The organism is Curtobacterium sp. 458, from assembly GCF_030406605.1.
Lineage (GTDB): Bacteria > Actinomycetota > Actinomycetes > Actinomycetales > Microbacteriaceae > Curtobacterium.
In genome coordinates this window covers 272,406-292,002 of sequence record NZ_CP129104.1, presented here as the reverse complement: position 1 = coordinate 292,002, position 19,597 = coordinate 272,406, and the positions used below count along the sequence as shown (strand labels likewise).

Sequence of the window (19,597 nt, the reverse complement as noted above, 5' to 3'; positions counted from 1 at the left end):
CACGGGCCGGCCGGGAGGCGCGGTGCGGGCCCGCCCTCCCTCGCAGGCTCGGTCGGCGCGATTCGCGTGCTGCTGGCGCGTCACCGCTCAGCGAATCGCGCCCGGCCGGCGCAGGGTACGCCTCGCATTCACCCTCCGTGCCACATCCGGGATACCGTTCTCCCCATGAGCACCGAGAACACCAGCACTGCCGAGACCGTCGACGAGGGGCCCGTGGTGACCTTCGCCGACCTCGGCCTGAGTGACCAGGTGCTCAAGGCCGTCAAGGACATCGGCTACGAGACGCCGTCCGCCATCCAGGAAGCCACCATCCCGACGCTGCTCGAGGGGCGCGACGTTGTCGGCCTCGCGCAGACCGGTACCGGCAAGACCGCCGCGTTCGCGCTGCCGATCCTGTCCCGCATGGAGTCGGGCAGCAAGGTGCCGCAGGCGCTCGTGCTGTCCCCGACCCGCGAGCTCGCACTCCAGGTCTGCGAGGCGTTCGAGCAGTTCGCGTCGCACATGAAGCACGTGCACGTCCTGCCCGTGTACGGCGGTCAGGCGTACGGCGTGCAGCTGTCCGCCCTCCGTCGCGGCGTCGACGTCGTGGTCGGCACCCCCGGCCGCATCATGGACCACATCGCGAAGGGCACGCTCGACCTCTCCGAGCTGAAGTACCTCGTGCTCGACGAGGCCGACGAGATGCTCAAGATGGGCTTCGCCGAGGACGTCGAGACCATCCTCGCGGAGACCCCGGACGACAAGCAGGTCGCGCTGTTCTCGGCGACGATGCCCGCGCAGATCCGCCGCATCTCGCAGCAGTACCTCACGGATCCGGCCGAGATCACCGTCAAGACGAAGACGAAGACCGCGGCGAACATCACGCAGCGGTACCTGATGGTGTCCTACCCGCAGAAGGTCGACGCCCTCACCCGCATCCTCGAGGTCGAGGACTTCGAGGGCATGATCATCTTCGTCCGCACGAAGAGCGAGACCGAGACGCTCGCCGAGAAGCTCCGCGCCCGCGGGTACGCCGCTGCGGCCATCAGCGGCGACGTCGCCCAGGCGCAGCGCGAGCGGACCGTGAACCAGCTGAAGTCCGGCAAGCTCGACATCCTCGTCGCCACCGACGTCGCCGCCCGTGGCCTCGACGTCGACCGCATCACGCACGTGGTGAACTTCGACATCCCCGTGGACATCGAGTCCTACGTCCACCGCATCGGCCGCACCGGTCGCGCAGGCCGCAAGGGTGACTCGATCAGCTTCGTCACCCCGCGCGAGCGCCGACTGCTCTCCGCGATCGAGCGCCACACCAAGCAGCCGCTCACGCAGATGCAGCTCCCGACGATCGAGGACGTCAACGAGACGCGCCTGACCCGCTTCGACGACGCCATCACCGCGGCGCTCGAGCAGCAGGACCGCATCTCGGCGTTCCGCGACGTCATCGCCCACTACGTCCGCAACCACGACGTGCCCGCCGAGGACGTCTCCGCGGCGCTCGCGGTCGTGGCCCAGGGCGAGGACCCGCTGCTCCTCGACCCGGAGTCGGACGAGCTCAGCGCGCGGGTCGGCCGCGACGGCGCCTCGGGTGCCCGCCGTGACCGGGACGACCGAGGTGACCGCGGCGACCGTGACGACCGCGGTCCGCGTCGGTCCCAGCCGATGACGGCGTACCGCATCGAGGTCGGCCGTCGCCACCGTGTCGAGCCGCGCCAGATCGTCGGTGCGCTCGCGAACGAGGGTGGCCTCCGCCGCGACGACTTCGGGGCCATCCAGATCCGGCCGGACTTCTCCATCGTGGAGCTCCCGACCGACATGGACGCCGGCGTGCTCGACCGTCTGTCCGACACCCGGATCAGCGGCAAGCTCATCGAGATCAAGCCCGACCGCCGCGGTAGCGCCGGTGGCCGTCGCTTCGACCGCGACGACCGCGGGCCGCGCGGCGGTGGCCGGTACGACCGTGACCGCGACGACCGCGGGGGTCGTGACCGCGACGATCGTGGGCCGCGCGGCGGTGGCCGGTACGACCGTGACCGCGACGACCGCGGGGCGCGCAAGCCGCGCCACTGACGCGTCGCGCCGGGCGGGCGGGGTGCGCCGCTGCGCTGGTGTGCGCCCCGCCACGAGACTCGGGCTGAGCGACATCCCTCGTGGTCCTGAGCGCGAGGGACGTCGCCCAGCGCGAGACTCGGCCGCGCCGGCGCGAGACTCGGCCGCGCCCACGCGAGACTCGGCCGAGCCAGCGCAAGACTCGGCCGTTGCGGGGTCCCGCCAACCCGGAGCCGACCCCGCACGATCGATCCCCGCGTCCCCGGGGCGTCCCGTCGTGGTGCTTCGATGACCTTCAGTCGTGGCCACCCGAAGGCCACGCGGACCAGTAGGGGATCGATCGTGTACAGAGCAGTGCTCACCGCCGCGGCCGCCGCGGCGCTGGTGATCGGTGGAGTGTCGCCCGCGATGGCGGCCACTCCCGCGTCGAGGCTCCCCGGGGCCCCGACGTCCGTCCACGTCAGCGGTGCCGGTGACGCCGCCACGCTGACCTGGAGTGCCCCGCGCTCCGGAGCCGCCGTGCAGCGCTGGCGCGTCTCGATCCGACCGACCACCGGCCAACCGGGCAGCGGGACCGACGTGGTCGCCGCGAACGTCCGGTCCGAGCGCTACGGCTGGATCCGCGCGGGCGTGCGCTACACGTTCTCCGTCCGGGCCGTCGGCGCGAAGGGCGACGGCCGCAGCGTCTCCGTCCGGTACACCGCCCCGGCGAGCACCACGGTCGCGCAGTCGCTCTACGGCCTCGACGCCGCAGGGTCGGTCGTCCGCTTCCCGACCACGGGCACCGGAACACCGAAGACCGTCGCGGCCAGGGGCGACGGCTACGCCGCGGACGACGTCGGCAACGTCTTCGTCCCCTCGAGCGACGGCACGAAGCTGCTCCAGTACCCGGCCGGCGGGGGTGCGGCGCGGGTCCTCGCGACCGGGCTGCACCTGACCAAGGACCTCCGTACCGACGTCGCCGGCAACGTGTACTGGGTCGACTCCGTGTCCGGCGGCGTCGTGAAGCTGCCGATCGGCGCCGGCGTCCCGAAGACGATCCTGCCGTCGAGCGGCACCGCCTGGGCGGTCGGTCGCGACGGCACCGTCTCCACCTTCACGACCGCTCCGGGAACCTCGACCGGGCCGACCGTGGGCACCGTCGTCAGCCGCACGGTGCACGGCACGGTGACCACCCGGAAGGTCGGGCTCGCGAGCGGCCAGCCGATCGGCTACTTCACCGCGCTCGTCGCCGACGGGCAGGGCTCGCTGTACCTCGACTTCCGAGCCTTCGGAGGCAGCGGCTACAACGGCTTCTGGTCACTCGCTCCCGGGTCGTCCACGCTCGTGCCCGTACCCGCGAAGGTCAAGTACCGGTTCAGCGCGACGAACGACGACTCGCTCCTGCTCGGCCAGTCGGCGGGTTGGTGCGCGGCGACCTCCGAGGCGGACCCCTTCCACCCGTGCACGGCCGACCACGCGGTGGCGGACCTGTTCACGCAGGACGCGTCCGGCGTGACGCTCGACCACGCGGTCACCGGTGGCCCGAAGGTCCCGTCGAACGGGTACTACCCGGGTGCGGCCGACTCCGCCGGTGACCTCTTCGTCGACGCCGACTCCGGTCTCTGGCGGATCCCCGCCGCGGGCGGGGCGGCGCAGCAGCTCTCGACGGGGCAGTTCAGCCGGCTCACGTCCATCTGACGCGGCCCACGACGGACGGGAGGCGCGGTGCCAGCGGGCACCGCGCCTCCAGTCCGTGTGGCGGTCGCGTCGACTACGCGCGGTGACCGCGTCGACGGCGCGCCACCACGATCCCGGTCCCGGCGAGCAGCGCGAGGAGCGCTGCGATCGCTGCCGGGACGAGCCTCTCGGCGCCGGTGAACGCGAGCTCGCCGTCCGAGCCCGGTGCGTCCGCGACGACGGTCACCGTGGTCGACCCGACGGTCACGCCGTCGACGACCACGACTACTGTGTGGGTCCCTGCGGGCAGCCCGGCGGGGACGGTCGCTGCGAGGGTGAACGCGCCGGAGTCGTCGGTCCGCACGGTGCCGAGCAGCACGGGGTCGGAGTGGATCTCGACGCGGGCATCGGCGTCGGCCGCGAAGCCCGTGCCGCGGACGGTCACGGCGCCGCCGGCAACGAGGTCACCCGTGACCGTGACCGAGCCGCGGACGGTGGCCGGGTCGGTCGGGTCGGCGCTGCCGGGGTCGGCGGGCGTGGTGCCCGGGTCGGTGGGCGTGGTGCCCGGGTCGGTGGGCGTGGTGCCCGGGTCGGTGGGTGTGGTGCCCGGGTCGGTGGGCGTCGTGCCGGGGTCGGTCGGGTCGGTGCCGGGGTCGCCCGGCTCGGCGGCCAGGGTCTTCCGGTACTCCGTCATGTACGCGAGCTTGCCGGGCTTCTCCGACGAGTACGGCGCGGAGAGCTTCGCCCACTCGCCCTTCGTCACGGCCTTGCCGTCGTTCCAGTCGGTCAGCGTGCTGAGGTCCGCGGCGGTGTACCCGCTCTCGGCGTCGACGACCTCGTCGCGGGGGAGCGCCACCTGCGCCTTCGTGATGCGCTCGACGAGCGACAGCGAGCCCGCGAAGTCGTCCTGGTCCCAGTCGGCGAGGCCGAGCTCCGGGTGGGCACGGAGCCACGAGCCCCAGTAGAACTCCTGGAACGGCACGGCGCCGTCGGCGGTGTACCCGATGTCGCGGCCGAAGTACATGATGCTCCGGGCGCTGTCGTCCTGGAACTCCGCCAGCCCGACGTTCTGCGGCAGCTGGGCGGGGGTGATGGCCTTCCCGGCGGTGTCCCGGAGCCACACCCACCGGTTGTCCTGCATCGTCTGCCAGAACGCGGACTCGGTCATGCCGGAGAGGTTGCCGAGGACCCGGAGCCGGACGTGCACGTCCGGCCCGCTGTCCTCGTCGAAGGACGTGAGCGTGTGGTGCCCGTCGGTGAGGTACAGGGTGCCGCCGGGGCCGACCACGACGGTCTTCATCGGGGCGATGGTGTCCGCCGTCTCCGAGCCGACCGGCACCGTGCAGGTGAACGACGACGGGTCGGTGAGGGTCGAGGTCGCCGTGGTGGTCTCGGCTTCCTCCTGGCCGTTCGCCTCGCACCAGTCGTCGAACTTCTTGTTGACGGCGTCCTTGCTCAGCGCGGTCGAGTAGCGGCCGAGCTTGTAGTACACCTCGTCGTAGCCGAGCGACGGTTGCGTCGGGTGCACGTCGCCGATGCGGACGTCGAGCAGGGTGTCGGGCGCGGCGCAGAGGTCGGCGGTGCTCCCCGTCGTGCAGCTCGCGGCGCGGTCGTCGGTGATCGGGGTCGGGGCGGCGGTCGCGGTCTCGGTCGAGACGGCGGCGGCGCCGAGGGTGGCGGTCAGCGCGGTGGTGAGCGCGATGATCCGCATGGTCCGGAGTGCGGGCACGGGGTTCCTGTCGGGAGGAGGCGGGCGGGGCTGAGTGTCCTCGCATGTTCGCGACCCCGGTTGACGGGGCGGTGGCCGACGGGTGAACGACAGGTGTTGCGCCACCGCGCACCCGCGCGGCCCGCCGCGCCCTCGCGCCTACAGCCCCTCCACGGTGCGGCGGCAGACCTCTTCCCACGGCGTCGGCTCGATCCCGAAGTGCGCCCGCGCCGCCGAGTCGTCGAGGACGTACGGCCGGGTCCACTGGTAGGACATGTCGGACATCTCGCGGAGGAACGGCACCACGAGTCCGCCGGCGCGGATGACCCCCGCGGGCAGGCGCCGCACCGGCACCGGCGGCTTCCCCGCCACCGCCAGCATGTCGGTCACGGCCTGCTCCTGCGTGCGCGGCGGGTTCGAGGGCACGTTCCACGTCCGGCCGTGCGCGGTCTCGTCGAGCGCCGCCGCGACGAGGGTCCGTGCGACGTCGAGCACGTCCGTGAAGGTGTGCGGGAGGTCGGTCCGGCAGAGCATCGTCACGGCCTTCCCCTGCAGTGCCGCGGGGAGGACGCGGGTCACGTGCCCGTTCCCGCCGACGCCCGGCCCGACGTAGTCCGAGCCACGGACCTCGACCGCACGCACGCGCCCGGCCCGGTGTGCCGCGAGGGCGTCGGACCAGAGCTTCGCCCGGAGGATGCCCTTGTGGTCGGTGGCCGCGTCCGGCAGTCCCTCGTGCATCGGGCCGTCGACCGGGCCGTACGGGTAGAGGTTGCCCGTGATCGCGTAGACCGCCCCGGTCCGCTCCGCAGCGGTGAGCATCGCGGTCATGAGCGGCGGCCACGTGCGCTCCCACTGCGTGTAGTCGCCGGGGTTCGCGCAGTTGTAGAGGACGGCCGCGCCGTCCGCTGCCCGGGTGAGCGCGTCGGTGTCGGAGGCATCGAGCGCGACGTGACCCACTGCCTCTCCCCACGGCCTCGGCCGGCCCGCCGCTCCGCGGGCTCCGCGACGGTCCGGAACCGGGCCGAGGGGCCCCAGGCCGGTGTCGCGACCCGAGCGGGTGGCGACCGTGACGTCCTCGCCGCGCTCTGCGAGGACGGCGGCGACGTGCCGGCCCACCGGGCCGGCTCCGATGACGAGGTGACGAGCGGACATGGGTTCCTCCTGGAGTGATCGGGAGAGCGGTGCTCTCGCAGGAGCAGTCTGCACCGGTCGCCGTCGAATTGCAAGAGCACTGCTCTCGTTTGTGTGCAGTGCTCTCACATGGCATGGTGGAGGGATGGAGACGAAGCCGCCGACCGCCCGCGCCCTGGCGCGCGAGGCCGTGTACGCGAGCATCCTCGCCGCGGCCCGGGCACGGCTCACGCAGGAGGGTCCGAGCCAGCTCGCCCTCCGCGCCGTCGCACGGGACGTCGGGATGGTCTCGTCGGCCGTGTACCGCTACTTCGCGAGCCGCGACGACCTGCTCACCGCGCTCCTCGTGCTCGACTACGACGAGCTCGGGGCGGCCGTCGAGGCGGCCGACGCCGCGGTCGACCGGGCCGACGTCGGCGGACGCTGGCGTGCCGTGTGTCGTGCGATCCGGTCGTGGGCCGTGGCCCACCCCGGCGACTTCGCCCTGCTCTACGGGTCGCCGGTCCCCGGCTACGTCGCCCCGCCGTCGACGATCGAGCCCGCGTCGCGCACGACCCACGTGCTCATCCGGGTGGTCGCGGACGCGTGGACCGCCGGGAGGCACGGTGCCCGTCCGGCGCCGGCGTCGCCTCCCGACGGACTCCCGGCCGCCATCGGCGACGCCGTCGCCTACATGCGCGAGCGGGGGATCGCACCGGACCTGCCGGACGAGCTCGTGCTCCGGATCCTGATGGCGTGGACCACGGTGTTCGGGGTCGTCTCGTTCGAGCTCTTCGGGCACACGGTCGGGGCGGTGTCCGACGACGCGGTGTACTTCGACCACGTCGTGGCGCGGCTCGCGGACGACCTCGGGATCGGCGATCGCCGTTCGACGGGTGTCGGCTGACACGAGACCCCTGCCTGCGGTAGACAGTCCTGTACGTGATCACTCACCAGGTCGCGCCAGCAGGGGTGGACCCTCCCGAGGGAAGGACGTGGATGAGCGCGCTCGACGTCAGCCGGCAGGACCGGCGCCGACTCACCACCGGCACCCCACGCCGCCGCATGGTCGCGGTGCGCACCGTCGCCCTGCTCGCGTCGATCGCCGGCGTGAACTACATCGTCTGGCGGTGGGCGGCGTCGGTGAACTGGCACTCGTGGTGGATCGCCGTCCCGCTCATCCTCGCCGAGACCTACAGCGTCATCGACTCGCTCCTGTTCGCCTTCGGCGCGTGGCGGCTCCGCGAGCGGGGTGAGCCGCCGAGGTCGCCGGGCGACCACGTCACCGTCGACGTCTTCATCACGACCTACAACGAGCCGGTCGACCTCGTCCTCCGCACCGCCCGCGCCGCGAAGGCCATCCGGCACCCACACTCCACGTGGATCCTCGACGACGGCAACCGCCCCGAGATGCGCGAGGCCGCCGAGTCGCTCGGCATCGGGATCATCACCCGCGGAGCCGACTGGGTCGACCGTCCCCGCCACGCCAAGGCCGGCAACCTCAACAACGCCCTGCTCGCGACGCAGGGCGAGTTCCTCCTCATCCTCGACGCCGACCAGGTGCCGGACCCGGCGATCCTCGACCGCACGCTCGGGTACTTCAAGGACGATCGGATGGCGCTCGTGCAGACGCCGCAGTGGTTCGAGAACGTGCCGAAGGAAGACCTCCTCGGCAGCCAGGCCCCGCTCTTCTACGGCCCGATCCAGCAGGCGAAGGACGGCTGGAACGCCGCGTTCTTCTGCGGGTCGAACGCGATCCTCCGGCGCGAGGCGCTCATGCAGCTCGGCGTCACCCGGTACGTCCGCGAGGTCGAGGCGTCGGTGCAGCGGACGATCAAGACCTCCCGGACGCTGCTCGCCCGCGCCCGTGAGACCGAGACCGACCCGCGCGTCCTCGGAGCCCTCGACGAAGCCGAGGCCGTGGTCGAACGTGCCCGCGACCAGGTGTCCCGTGGTGAACCGCTCGGTGACGTCACCTACGACTTCCAGCGCGGCATCGACGCGATCTCGTTCCGGTTCGCCGCCGACGACCTCGAGTCCGTGCGGAACGACCTGCAGGAGCTCGCGGCCATGTCGACCGAGGCCGACACGTTCGCCGGTCTCGACGACGCCGCGCTCGACGTGCTCGGGCAGCGCGAGGCCTCCCCGGTCGCCGCGATCGAGTCCATCGCCGTGCTCGCCCGCGCGCTCGACGTGAACCGTGACGACGAGGCGCAGCCGATCATGCCGCTGGCGACGATCTCGGTCACCGAGGACATGGCCACCGCGATGCGCCTGCACGGCCTCGGGTGGAAGTCCGCGTACCACGACGAGATCCTCGCCACCGGCCTCGCGCCGGACGACCTCCCCACGATGCTCGTCCAGCGCCTCCGCTGGGCGCAGGGCACCATGCAGGTGTTCTTCCGTGAGAACCCGCTCGTCCAGAAGGGCCTCTCGTGGGGCCAGCGGCTCATGTACTTCTCCACGATGTGGAGCTACCTGTCGGGCTTCGCCGCGATCGTCTACATCGCCGCCCCGGTGCTCTGCCTGTCGTTCGGGGTGGTCCCCGTCCAGGCGTACAGCGTCGACTTCTTCGTCCGGCTCATCCCGTTCCTCGTGCTCAACCAACTCCTGTTCTGGGTCGTCGCGGCCGGCCGACCGACGTGGCGCGGGCAGCAGTACTCGCTCGCGCTGTTCCCGGTGTGGATCGAGTCGGTGACGAGTGCCTTCGAGAACGTGTTCCGCGGCAAGCCCCTCGGGTTCCGGGTGACGCCGAAGGTCCGCGACGAGTCTGACCAGAAGCCTCGGTGGGACCTCGTCAAGCCGCAGCTGTACGCGATGGGGGCCCTCGTCGCCGCGCTCGTCATGATCGGGATCCGCTACGCCACCGGCCAGGCCGACGGCATCGCACCGCTCGTCAACACCGCGTGGGTGGTCTTCGACCTCTTCATCTTCAGCATCGTGATCCGCGCCGTGCTCTACCGCGCACCGGTGTTCACGCCGCCCGTCGAGCACGAGTCGAGCACCGTGGGAGGACCCCTGTGACGAGCACGACGTTCGAGGTCCCCGCGACCGCAGAGTCCCTCGACGAGGTCCAGGACCGCTTCGGTTCGTGGTGGGACGGCCTCGGCATCGACGACGTCGCGCAGCGCTTCAAGCTCGAGACCGCGCTGGCCGAGATCGCGGCGAACATCGTCGAGCACACCCGACGGAACGACCAGGAAGCAGGCAGGCGCTACACCGTGCACCTCGAGGCCACCGACCACGAACTCACCGCCGTCCTCACCGACAACGGCCGCCCGGCCGACGTCGACCTCGCGGCGGTCACCATGGCGGACGTCGACGAGGAGAGCGGCCGCGGACTCGCGCTCGCCATCGCCGCGCTCGACCGGCTGGAGCACCGACACGAGCACGGACGGAACGTGTGGACCCTGGTGTGCGACCGGTGAGGCGGTTCCTCGCACTCCTCGTCGTCGTCGCTACGCTCGTCCTCGGTGGCGCGCTGCCCGCGTCCGCGACGACCGCCGCGAAGGACACCCCATCGGGTCCGGCCTCGGGTGAGCGCTGGTTCGGTCCGGACCTCGACTGGGGCGACGACGCGCCGGACGGCTACGCGGGCCGCCTCGGTGCCGTGCCGTCGATGTACGGCGTCGAGATCGACTACCCGATCGACCGCGCGGCCGAACGCGAGCTGCTCCGCTCGACCCGGGCCGCGGCCGCGCAGGGCGCCGTCCTCGTGGTCAGCCTCGAACCCGACCACGAGCTCTCGACCCTGACGACCGCGGACGCCCGGAAGGCGAACCGACTCCTCGAACAGGTCCATGAGCAGTACGGCACGAAGGTCCTCGTCCGGTACGCGCCGCAGATGAACGGCACGTGGGTGTCGTGGGGGCAGCAGCCGACCGACTTCACGCGCACCTTCCGGGCACTCGCGAAGCAGGTCCACGCCGGCACGTCCGACGCCGCGATGGTCTGGGCGCCGTCGTACGGCGCCGGGTACCCGTTCGGCGAGTCCGCCGGCCGCCTCCGTGACCTGTCCTCGACCGACGTCGACGCGCTCGACACGAACGGCGACGGCGAGCTCACCGCGGCGGACGACCCCTACGCCCCGTACTGGCCCGGGGCGTCGAGCGTCGACTGGGTCGGGCTGTCGATGTTCTCGTTCGGCAAGGGCAAGGCGACCGAGGCGGCTGGCCGCGACGTCCCGCTCACCCGGAACGACGCCCCGGAGTCCGGCGAGGTCCAGGCCCGCTTCGACGAGACCTGGGGCTACGAGCAGCCCGTGACCGAGGGCACCTTCTATGACCGGTTCGCGAAGGGCCGCGACCTGCCGATGCTCCTGGACACCGGCGCCCTCTACGACCACTCCCTGAAGGGCGCCGCGGAGCTCACCGTCAAGCAGGGCTGGTGGCGGCAGGTCATCGCGGCGGTGCAGGACAAGCCGCTCGTCGAGGGGATCACGTTCCTCGAGACGAACCGTCGTGAGCCCGAGGCGGGGAACCGGGTCGCCGACTGGCGCGACACCGCCGTCCCCGGCATCGCCGGCTCGTTCCGAACCGACCTCGAGCGCGCGGGCGACTTCGTGTTCGGCCCCGTCACCGAGCGGGTCACCCCGCAGGACGGCGCCGCGGCGACGAACCAGCAGTACGACACCGGCGGCGACCAGATGGCCTGGATCGTGTGGCTGGCGGTCGGCCTCGCCGCGGTGTTCCTGCTCAGCGGGCTGTTCGGTCGGCTCGTCCCGAGTTGGCGGTATCCCGACGACGGCAAGCCCGGGCGCGACCTCCGGCTCGACCTGTTCCGCGGGTTCATCATCCTCGCCGTCGTCATCACCCACATCGAGATCGGCGGACCGTACTCGTACATCACGCTGCACGCGGTGGGCGCCATCACCGGCGCCGAGATGTTCGTGTTCCTGTCCGGCATGGTCCTCGGCATGACCTACCCGTTCGCCATCAAGAAGTTCGGCGAGTGGGCGGCGGCCGTCGGCGCGTGGAAGCGGGCACGCAAGCAGTACCTCGTGACGCTCGTGGTGATCCTCGTGGTCTTCGCGCTGAGCTTCGTGCCGTTCCTCAACACGGACGCGATCACGACCTTCACGGACCGGGGCACCGGCACCGGGGGCGTCGGGGCCGAGGGTCGCGTGTACGACCTCTACCCGAACGCGATGCAGCTGCTGGCCTACCCGCCGCCGTGGTTCGCGATCCGGCAGTTCCTGCTGCTCGAGATGGGTCCGTGGCCGTTCAACATCATGGGCCTCTTCGTGGTGCTCAGCCTGTTCATCCCGGTCTTCATGTGGGTGATCCGGCGCGGGTTCTGGTGGGCGCTCCTCCTCGTCAGCTGGGCGCTGTACGTCTACCAGGCGCTCAACCCGGACTTCCGCCCGCTGAACTCGCAGTTCGAGGCGGTGTTCCCCCTGCTCACCTGGCAGGTCGTGTTCACCCACGGGCTCGTCCTCGGCACCTACCGGCGGCAGATCATCGGCGCACTCACCGGGCGGCTCGGCAAGGTGCTGATCGGCGTCGGGATCGTCGGCTACGCGCTGTTCCTGGTGTACGTGTGGGCGGGCAACCACTTCGGGTTCACGCCGACGCCGTTCCCCGCGACGATGTACGACCAGCTCTACAACACTGCGTACCAGCGCGTGGACCTGCAGTGGGGGCGCCTGGTCGACATCGCGTTCTTCGCCATCGTGTCGTACGCGATCCTCACGGTGTTCTGGAAGCCGATCGCGAAGACCATCGGTTGGCTGTGGATCCCGCTCGGCCAGGCGAGCCTCTACGTGTTCGTGTGGCAGGTGTTCTTCGCACTCGCCATCGCGTCGATCCCCGGCGTCGACTGGTTCAACGGCTGGATCGGCTTCGCCGCGCACACCCTGCTCATCCTGCTCGCCTGGTACATGGTCCGGAAGAAGTTCCTGTTCTCGGTCATCCCGCGCTGACGCCGCTACCCGAGTCTCGGCTCCGCGGACACGTTCGCGGTCTCGGAACCGCGAACGTGTCCGCCGGGCTGAGTCTCGAGCTACCGGTCGCCCTGCTATGGTTCGACCACCGGAGGGGGACGACATGCGGGGAACCGGGACGATCGTGGCGGCGACGGTGGTGGCACTGGCGCTCGCCGGGTGCACCCAGCACGGCGATCGGGCCGACAGCGACGCGCACACCGGCACGAGCCGGGCCGCGGGATCGACGCAGACCGCGACCGCTGTGGTGCCTGCCGCCGCTCGGTTCCACGTGCTGGACCGCGCGTTCGCGTCGAGTGACGCGCTGCCCGACGGGGCGGCCACCCCGGAGGACCTCGACGTCGACAGTCAGCGTCGTCTCGGCGAAGCGGACGGGACGACGTACTGGGTCGCCACGACCACGCACGACGCGGTGTGCCTCATCGGGAGCAACCCCGCGGAGGACAGCACCGGCACCTTCTCGGTCTGCGGCGACGTCCCCGTGGAGACCGACTCCGTCGTCACGTCCATGTCGGACGACCACGGCCACCAGACCGCCCTCGTCACCGACGGCTTCGAGGACCACGGCACCGACGCCCTGCGCGAGCTCGTGCCGAACGTCTGGACGCGCTGACGCGCACCGCGCCCGTGGCGCGGACGAACGGACGGGAGGCTCGGTGCCAGCTGGCACCGAGCCTCCCGTCCGTCGTGTGGTCGCGCCTAGCCGAGGGCGGCCGCGTCGGGTGACCCCGTCGACAGCGCGCCGCGGACCGACCCCCACGCGGTGAGCCGCTCGCGGATCGCGGGGTCTTGCTCGTGCTCGATCGCCGTGGCGTGCGCCTGCTCGAGCACCTCGTCGATGACGATGCGCCGTCCGGACCGGGCCGAGGCGATCGCCGCGTCCACCATGGTGAGGCTCATGACGTTGCCGTGCACCTCGCCGTCCGGGACCTCGCCGGTGCGGACCGCCCGCACGAAGGACGCGAGCGAGCCGGCGATCTCGTTGCCGACGCTCGGGGCGGCCGCGGGTGTGCCCGGCGTGCCGTCGAGGTCGCTCCACGGGTCGTGGTCGCCGTCCCAGAGCGCGGTGCCCGCCGCGCCGGAGGCCCGCCAGTCGCCGTTCCACGAGGTCTCGGCACCCGGTGCGCACCACGAGCCGTCGTACACGTACCGGACGTCGTCCTCGAAGGTGAACACGGCGGCGGCGGCGGCGTCGCCGCGGTACCAGGACCACGACGGGTTCCACGACTCGCAGTAGACCGACACCGGGTCGCGCTCGAGCACGTACCGGGCCGAGTCGAACGCGTGGATCGCCATGTCGAGGAGGAGCACGTCGTCCATCTCCTCGCGGAAGCCCCCGAAGTGCGGGGCCTTCGCGAACCGGGTGTCGAGGCCGCCGATGGCCCCGAGCCCCCGGACGTGCTGCCGGAACGCCACGAGCTGGTCGTTGTACCGGCGGGACTGCGACACCATGAACAGCTTGCCGGTGGCCTCGGCGGCGGCCGCGAGGGCGAGGGCCTCCGCGACCGTCTGCGCGGCGGGCTTCTCCCCGAGGACGGGCAGACCGGCCCGGAGCGCCTCGAGCGTCACCGGGTGGTGTGCGACGGGGACGGTGATGTCGAGCACCGCCTCCGCCCCCGTCTCGGCGATGAGCGCGCTGAGGTCGGTGCCGACGGGGATCGTCGGGTCGCCCGCGACGCCGGCTCCGGCCCGCGCGGCGTCGAGGTCGAGGTCGACGATGCCGACGAGCTCGACGTCCGGGTCCGCTGCGGCGGTGCTGAGCCAGGCACGGCCCATGCCACCGGCGCCGACCTGGACGACACGCAGGGGGGCGGTCACGCCGGCACCTCCCCGTCGGCGGGCGCGTCGTCGAACGGGCCGCGGTAGTGCTGGCCGTCGAAGTACTCGCCGAGGTCGTACCGGCGGAGCGTGGGCAGCTCGCGCTCCCGCTCCGGTCGGGCCCACTCGGCGGCGTTCGCGATCACGCGGCGGACGTCCTTGTGGTGGTACACGGGGAAGTCCTGGTCGCCGGGGGAGAAGTAGAAGATCTTCCCGGCGCCGCGGCGGTAGGTCATGCCGCTCCGGAAGACCTCGCCGCCGGTGAACCCGGAGATGAAGACGAGCTCGTCCGGGGTGGGGACGTCGAAGTACTCGCCGTACATCTCCTGCTCGGGGATGACGATCGGGTTGGGGACGCCGCGGGTGATCGGGTGCTGCGGGTTCACGGTCCAGACGAGTTCCTGGTCGTGCTCGCTGCGCCACCGGAGCGTGCACGTGGTGCCCATGAGCTTGCCGAAGATCTTCGACCAGTGGCCGGAGTGCAGGACGACGAGGCCCATGCCGGACAGGACGTGCTTGTGGACCCGGTCGACCACGGCGTCGTCGACGTCGGCGTGCGCGGCGTGGCCCCACCAGGTGAGGACGTCGGTCTCGGCGAGGACCTCGTCGGTGAGGCCGTGCTCGGGCTCCTGCATCGTCGCGGTCCGGACGACGGCGTCCGGCAGGTTCTCGCGGATGCCGTCCGCGATCGCGCCGTGCATGCCGTCGGGGTACCGCTCGGCGACGTGCTGCTCGACCTGCTCGTGGACGTTCTCGCCCCACACGGTGATGCGCAAGGGAGTGGAGGTCATGGTGTGCCTTTCTGGGCTGGGTTCGGGGAGCTCGTGCCGGCCGTCACTTGACGGCGCCACCGAGGGCACCCGCGGAGATGTACCGCTGCGCGACGATGAGCAGCACGGCGGCGGGCAGCGACGCCAGGACGGAGGTGGCCATGACGGGCCCCCAGTCGGTGACGTTCGAGCCGATGTAGTTGTAGATGCCGAGCGTGATCGGGCGCACGGCCGGTGTGGAGGTCAGGGTCAGCGCGATGAGGAAGTCGCCCCAGGCCCCGAGGAAGGTGAAGAGCGCCGCGGTGACGATCGCGTTGCGGCTGATCGGCAGGACGATCGACACGAACGCACGGAAGTCGTTCGCGCCGTCCACGAGCGCCGCCTCGACGAGGCTCGGCGGGATCGACTCCATGAACGCCCGCATGAGCAGGACGGCGAACGGGACCTGCACGGCGCTGTCCGCGAGGATGAGCCCGACGTAGCTGTTGAGCAGACCGATGTTGTTGAACAGCGTGTAGAGCGCGTTCGCGATGACGATCGCCGGGATCATCTGCGTGATGAGCAGCACGAGCAGGAACACCCGCGTACCGCGCATCCGGAACCGGGCGAGCCCGTACGCGGCGGGGGTCGCGACCGCGAGGGTGAGCACGACCGTGCCGAGGCCGATGATCATGCTCGACAGGAAGTTCTGCCCCTGCTGCTGGAACGCGGCCTCGTAGCCGGCGAACGTCGGGGACCACGGGAACCAGGTCGCGGTCGCCGCCCCGGACGTCGCCTGCAGGCTGGTGTTCACCATCCAGTAGACGGGGAACACCATGACCGCGAGGAACACGATGCCGAGGATCGTGAGCGGGATGCCCTTGACGCCGCGCTTCGGCCGGGGGAGTCGCGCCGTGCGCCTCGTGGTGAGGGCTCGGGTCGCGGTGACGGTCTGGTTCGCGAGTCCGACGCTCATTCGTCGACCGCCTTCCGGGAGATCGCGATGTAGATCATCGCGAAGACGAACGAGACGACGATGAGGACGTTGCTCACCGCGGCTCCGATGCCGAACTGGAAGTTGACGAACGACTGGTGGTAGGCGTTCGTGGCGAGGGTCTGCGTCGAGTTCGCGGGTCCGCCGCCGGTCAGGCCGAGGATGATGTCGACGACCTTGAGCGTGTAGACCACCCCGAGGACGATGACGATGCTCACCACGCTCCGGATGCTCGGCCACGTGATGTACCAGAACGCCTTGAACCCGGTCGCGCCGTCCAGCGCCCCCGCTTCGTAGAGCTCCGGCGGCACCGACTGCAGGCCGCTGTAGAGGATCGTCGTGTTGAACGGGATGCCGAGCCACACGTTGACGCCGATCACCGCGATGAGCGCGAGGCTCGGGCTGACCAGCCACGGCACCGGCGCGATCCCGACGAGGCCGAGCAGCTGGTTGAGCGCGCCGCTGTCCTGGTCGAGCAGCCACTTCCACACCGCGCTCGAGGCGATGAGGGGCAGCAGCCACGGCAGGAGGAGCAGCCCGCGCAGGAAGCCGGACAGCGGGAAGTGCCGGCGGAAGAACAGGGCGAGCCCGAGGCCGATCACGAACTGCAGGACGATCGAACCGGCCGTGAAGAGCGCCGTGTTCACCACGCTCGTCGTGAAGACCGAGCTGGAGAACACGGAGACGTAGTTCGCGAGTCCCACCCAGGGGGCCTCGCCGGTGAAGAACGTGGCGGTCGTGTAGTCCTGGAAGGACATCAGGATGTTCTTGACGACCGGGTAGCCGAAGAACACCGCGACGAAGAGCGCGGCCGGGATGACGAACAGCCAGCGGGTGATGCCGCTCCGGAGACGCGCGCGGCGCTGTCCGGGGCGGACGGGCGGGGCGACGGTGGTCCGTGTCGCCGGGCGGGACGGAGTGCGAGCGGGTGCCTGTGTCGAGGCGCTCATGCGGATCCTCTCCTGGAGCGGAGAGGGAGCCGGCCGGTCCGACCGGCTCCCTCGTGCACTACTGGTTCTGGGACTGCGCCTGCTGGAGCGCTGCCTCGGGGCTGGCCTTGCCGGTGAGGGCGAGCTGGACGGCGGTGTAGATCTTCGTCGCGGCCTTGGGCCAGTCGGGGCCGAGCTCACCGGTGCGGGCACGGGCGGTCTTGACCGTGGTGACGAACGAGGCGACCTGCGGGTGGCTCTCGGCCCACTTCGCGCCGGCCTCGAGGTTCGTCGGGACGTTCCCGCTGAGCTTCGCGAGGGCCTCCTGGCCCTTCACGGAGTGGAGGCAGCCGACGAACTTGCCGGCGAGCTGCATCTTCGCCTTGTCGCCGGTCTGCGGGACGGTGAACGCCTCGCCGCCGAGCGGAGCGACGGTGGCGTCGCCGGTGCGGGTCGGGATCGGCACGCTGTCGAACTCGAGGCCCTTCTTCTCGTTCAGGGCGGGGAGCTGCCACGGGCCGTTGATCATCATCGCGGCCTTGCCGGCGAGGAACTGGTTGTTGACGTCGGCTTGGGCCCAGTTGATCGAGCTCTTCGACATCGACCCGTCGTTCTGCAGGTCCTCGACGAGCTGCAGGGCCTGCGCTGCCTGCGGCGTCGCGATGTCCTTCTCGTCACCGCCGTTCGACCAGAAGAACGGCAGGAACTGCCAGGTGCCCTCGTAGGTGTTGATGTTGCTCATCGCGAAGCCGTAGGTCGATCCCTTGGTGAGCTTCTTCGCGGCGGCCTTGAGCTCGTCCCACGTCTTCGGCGGCTGGACACCGGCCTCGGAGAGCAGCTTCTTGTTGTAGTACAGCGCGATCGAGTTCGTGTTCGACTGCACGCCGTAGAGCTTGCCCTTGTAGGTGCTCGCCGCCTTGACGCCGGGGACGTCCCCGGAGGCGCTGAGCCCGTACGCGCTGAGGTCGGAGAGCGCACCCGACGACGCGATCTGCTGCACGTCCGGGTTGTCGAGCATGAGCACGTCGGGGAGGGTCTTCGACGACGCCTGCTGCAGCACCTTCGAGATCAGGCCGGCACCGGCGACGTGGTTGATGGTGACGGTGGCGCCGACGTCCTTCGCGCACTGCTTGTACACCGGGTTGTAGCTCGCGTCGTAGTAGTCCTCGATGGTGAGGGCCTTGCTCCCGCCGGAGGAGGCGGACCCGGAGCCGGAGCAGCCGGTGAGCACCAGGGGGACCGTCGCGAGGACCGCTGCCGCGCCGAGCAGGGCACGGATCCGGCGGGGCGACGAGGGGAACTTCTGCTTCATTGCACAGCTCTTCTCTTGGTGGAGTCATGGACTTCGGGAGCACGACCACGACTCGCTGACGTCGTCGTCCCTGCGTTCCTTGGGGCGAGACGCTAACAGATAAGCGCTTCACTCGTAAAGCGCTTTTTTCCGAACCTGGGAGCTATGCTGAGCGGGTCCGGAACGAGCGGTTCCGGGACGAGCGGGACCGGACCGAGCGGGAGTGGCAGTGGCAACGATGCAGCAGGTCGCCGACCGCGCCGGGGTCTCGATCGCCACGGTGTCGTTCGTCGTGAACGGCACGAAGTACGTCACCCCCGCGACGACCGCCCGCGTCCGGACCGCGATGCGCGAGCTGAAGTTCCGCGGCAACGTCGTCGCCCGCGCGCTCGCGAGCCGCCGGACCCGCATCATCGCGCTGCTCTTCCCGACCACGGGCAACCGGTTCAGCCCGACGACCTCGGAGTTCTTCATGAGCGCGGCCGAGCGAGCCTCCGAGCGCGGCTACCACCTCGTGCTCTGGCCGGTCGACCCCGCGGGGGACGACCTCGACGACCTCGTGTCCGGTGGGCTCGTCGACGGCGTGATCCTCATGGAGGTGCGGATGGACGACCCACGCGTGGCCGTCCTCACCGACCTCGACGTCCCGTTCACGCTCATCGGTCGCACCCGGGACAGCACGGGCCTGCCGTTCGTCGACATCGACTTCGAGACGACCATCGTGGACAGCATCGGCCACCTCGAGTCGCTCGGGCACCGCCGCTTCGGCATCGTCCTGGAGAACCTCGAGGGCACACCGATGGCCGGGTACGCCCCGCACCTCCGCGCCGAGTCCACGTTCCGAGCGATGATCGCCGACCGCGGCCTCACCGGGACCGTCGTCTACGCCGGGTCCGGCAGCGAGGGTGGTCGTGCGGCCGTGGGTGAACTCCTCTCGGCCGACCCGGACTGCACCGCGGTGCTCCTGATGAAGGACGACAGCGCCGGCGGACTGCTCGTCGGGCTCTTCGACGCCGGCCGCCGCGTCCCCGAGGACGTCTCGGTGCTGAGCATCGCGTCCTCCGCGGCGAACGCCGACCAGCACTACCCGCGGCTGTCGACCATGCTCGCGCCGGGTCGTGAGCTGGGCACCCGCGCCGCCGACGCCCTCATCGACCAGCTCGACGGCACCTCGGCGGAGCTGCCGCACTTCCTGCTGCCCTGCACGCTCCGCTCCGCGGAGTCCACCGCGCCCGCGCGGCGCTGACGCGCCCACCCGCCGGCCTGGCGCGCCCCGCTCAGCGGCGACGCGAAGCGTTGCGCGGGGCGCGCCGACCGAGCCTGCGAGGGAGGTCGGGTCGGGCCCGCATCGTGCCTCCCGTCCGCTGCTC

Annotated in this window: 15 protein-coding genes and 2 pseudogenes; 9 read left to right on the top strand and 8 right to left on the bottom strand. The window is 71.2% G+C overall.

All coding sequences use genetic code 11. The annotated features are described in order from the left end of the window. Positions 1–165: 165 nt before the first annotated feature. Positions 166–2,049 carry a DEAD/DEAH box helicase gene (locus QPJ90_RS01320; protein WP_290132675.1) on the top strand — a complete coding sequence of 628 codons (1,884 nt, stop codon included), beginning with the start codon at positions 166–168 and terminating at the stop codon, positions 2,047–2,049. Between the two features lie 321 nt (positions 2,050–2,370). Then, positions 2,371–3,708, top strand: coding sequence for a fibronectin type III domain-containing protein (locus QPJ90_RS01315; RefSeq protein WP_290132674.1), 1,338 nt, complete (start codon positions 2,371–2,373; stop codon positions 3,706–3,708). Between the two features lie 73 nt (positions 3,709–3,781). On the opposite strand, the gene QPJ90_RS17705 is transcribed toward QPJ90_RS01315, so the two are convergent. Next, positions 3,782–4,360 carry an IPT/TIG domain-containing protein gene (locus tag QPJ90_RS17705; RefSeq protein WP_354670496.1) on the bottom strand — a complete coding sequence of 193 codons (579 nt, stop codon included), beginning with the start codon at positions 4,358–4,360 and terminating at the stop codon, positions 3,782–3,784. Between QPJ90_RS17705 and QPJ90_RS17700 the strand changes: the two are divergent. Beyond that, positions 4,252–4,485 (top strand): annotated as a pseudogene (locus tag QPJ90_RS17700) (hypothetical protein); the annotation flags it as partial. The gene QPJ90_RS17705 and the pseudogene QPJ90_RS17700 overlap by 109 nt on opposite strands. Before the next feature lie 157 nt (positions 4,486–4,642). Here QPJ90_RS17700 and QPJ90_RS17695 read toward each other — a convergent pair. Together QPJ90_RS17695 and QPJ90_RS01305 are read right to left on the bottom strand one after the other, a co-directional pair. Beyond that, positions 4,643–5,398 (bottom strand): annotated as a pseudogene (locus QPJ90_RS17695) (ParB/Srx family N-terminal domain-containing protein); the annotation flags it as partial. A 156-nt stretch (positions 5,399–5,554) separates the two neighbouring features. Continuing rightward, positions 5,555–6,547, bottom strand: a complete 993-nt coding sequence (locus tag QPJ90_RS01305) for an NAD-dependent epimerase/dehydratase family protein (protein ID WP_290132672.1) — start codon at positions 6,545–6,547, stop codon at positions 5,555–5,557. Between the two features lie 124 nt (positions 6,548–6,671). Here QPJ90_RS01305 and QPJ90_RS01300 point away from each other — a divergent pair, with 124 nt between their 5' ends. From QPJ90_RS01300 to QPJ90_RS01280, 5 genes are all read left to right on the top strand, one after another. Continuing rightward, the gene (locus QPJ90_RS01300) at positions 6,672–7,412 is read left to right on the top strand and encodes a TetR/AcrR family transcriptional regulator (protein ID WP_290132671.1); all 741 of its coding nucleotides are present in this window, start codon (positions 6,672–6,674) and stop codon (positions 7,410–7,412) included. A gap of 158 nt (positions 7,413–7,570) precedes the next feature. After that, positions 7,571–9,529 (top strand): glycosyltransferase, encoded by a 1,959-nt coding sequence (locus tag QPJ90_RS01295; RefSeq protein WP_290134141.1) that lies wholly within the window; start codon positions 7,571–7,573, stop codon positions 9,527–9,529. Beyond that, positions 9,526–9,933, top strand: a complete 408-nt coding sequence (locus QPJ90_RS01290; RefSeq protein ID WP_290132670.1) for an ATP-binding protein — start codon at positions 9,526–9,528, stop codon at positions 9,931–9,933. Before QPJ90_RS01295 ends, QPJ90_RS01290 begins: the two co-directional genes overlap by 4 nt. Then, on the top strand, positions 9,930–12,425 hold the full coding sequence (gene opgC, locus QPJ90_RS01285; RefSeq protein WP_290132669.1) for an OpgC domain-containing protein: 2,496 nt from the start codon (positions 9,930–9,932) through the stop codon (positions 12,423–12,425). Before QPJ90_RS01290 ends, opgC begins: the two co-directional genes overlap by 4 nt. A gap of 124 nt (positions 12,426–12,549) precedes the next feature. Further along, positions 12,550–13,059: a hypothetical protein gene (locus tag QPJ90_RS01280; RefSeq protein ID WP_290132668.1), complete on the top strand. Its 510-nt coding sequence runs from the start codon at positions 12,550–12,552 to the stop codon at positions 13,057–13,059. A gap of 86 nt (positions 13,060–13,145) precedes the next feature. Here the strand turns inward: QPJ90_RS01280 and QPJ90_RS01275 are convergent, their stop codons facing one another. Genes QPJ90_RS01275 through QPJ90_RS01255 form a run of 5 tightly spaced genes read right to left on the bottom strand, consistent with a single transcriptional unit; the run spans position 13,146 to position 18,248 of the window. After that, a complete protein-coding gene (locus QPJ90_RS01275) occupies positions 13,146–14,264 on the bottom strand; it encodes a Gfo/Idh/MocA family oxidoreductase (RefSeq protein WP_290132667.1) in 1,119 nt (372 codons plus the stop codon). Continuing rightward, the gene (locus tag QPJ90_RS01270) at positions 14,261–15,055 is read right to left on the bottom strand and encodes a ThuA domain-containing protein (protein ID WP_290132666.1); all 795 of its coding nucleotides are present in this window, start codon (positions 15,053–15,055) and stop codon (positions 14,261–14,263) included. Before QPJ90_RS01270 ends, QPJ90_RS01275 begins: the two co-directional genes overlap by 4 nt. A 43-nt stretch (positions 15,056–15,098) precedes the next feature. Continuing rightward, entirely contained in the window at positions 15,099–15,989 is an 891-nt protein-coding gene (locus tag QPJ90_RS01265; protein WP_290132665.1) for a carbohydrate ABC transporter permease, read from the bottom strand. Continuing rightward, positions 15,986–16,957 (bottom strand): sugar ABC transporter permease, encoded by a 972-nt coding sequence (locus tag QPJ90_RS01260; protein ID WP_290132664.1) that lies wholly within the window; start codon positions 16,955–16,957, stop codon positions 15,986–15,988. The genes QPJ90_RS01265 and QPJ90_RS01260 overlap by 4 nt, the downstream gene beginning before the upstream one ends. A 58-nt stretch (positions 16,958–17,015) precedes the next feature. After that, the gene (locus QPJ90_RS01255; protein WP_290132663.1) at positions 17,016–18,248 is read right to left on the bottom strand and encodes an extracellular solute-binding protein; all 1,233 of its coding nucleotides are present in this window, start codon (positions 18,246–18,248) and stop codon (positions 17,016–17,018) included. A 217-nt stretch (positions 18,249–18,465) separates the two neighbouring features. Here QPJ90_RS01255 and QPJ90_RS01250 point away from each other — a divergent pair, with 217 nt between their 5' ends. Next, positions 18,466–19,473, top strand: a complete 1,008-nt coding sequence (locus QPJ90_RS01250; RefSeq protein ID WP_290134139.1) for a LacI family DNA-binding transcriptional regulator — start codon at positions 18,466–18,468, stop codon at positions 19,471–19,473. Positions 19,474–19,597 lie beyond the last annotated feature (124 nt).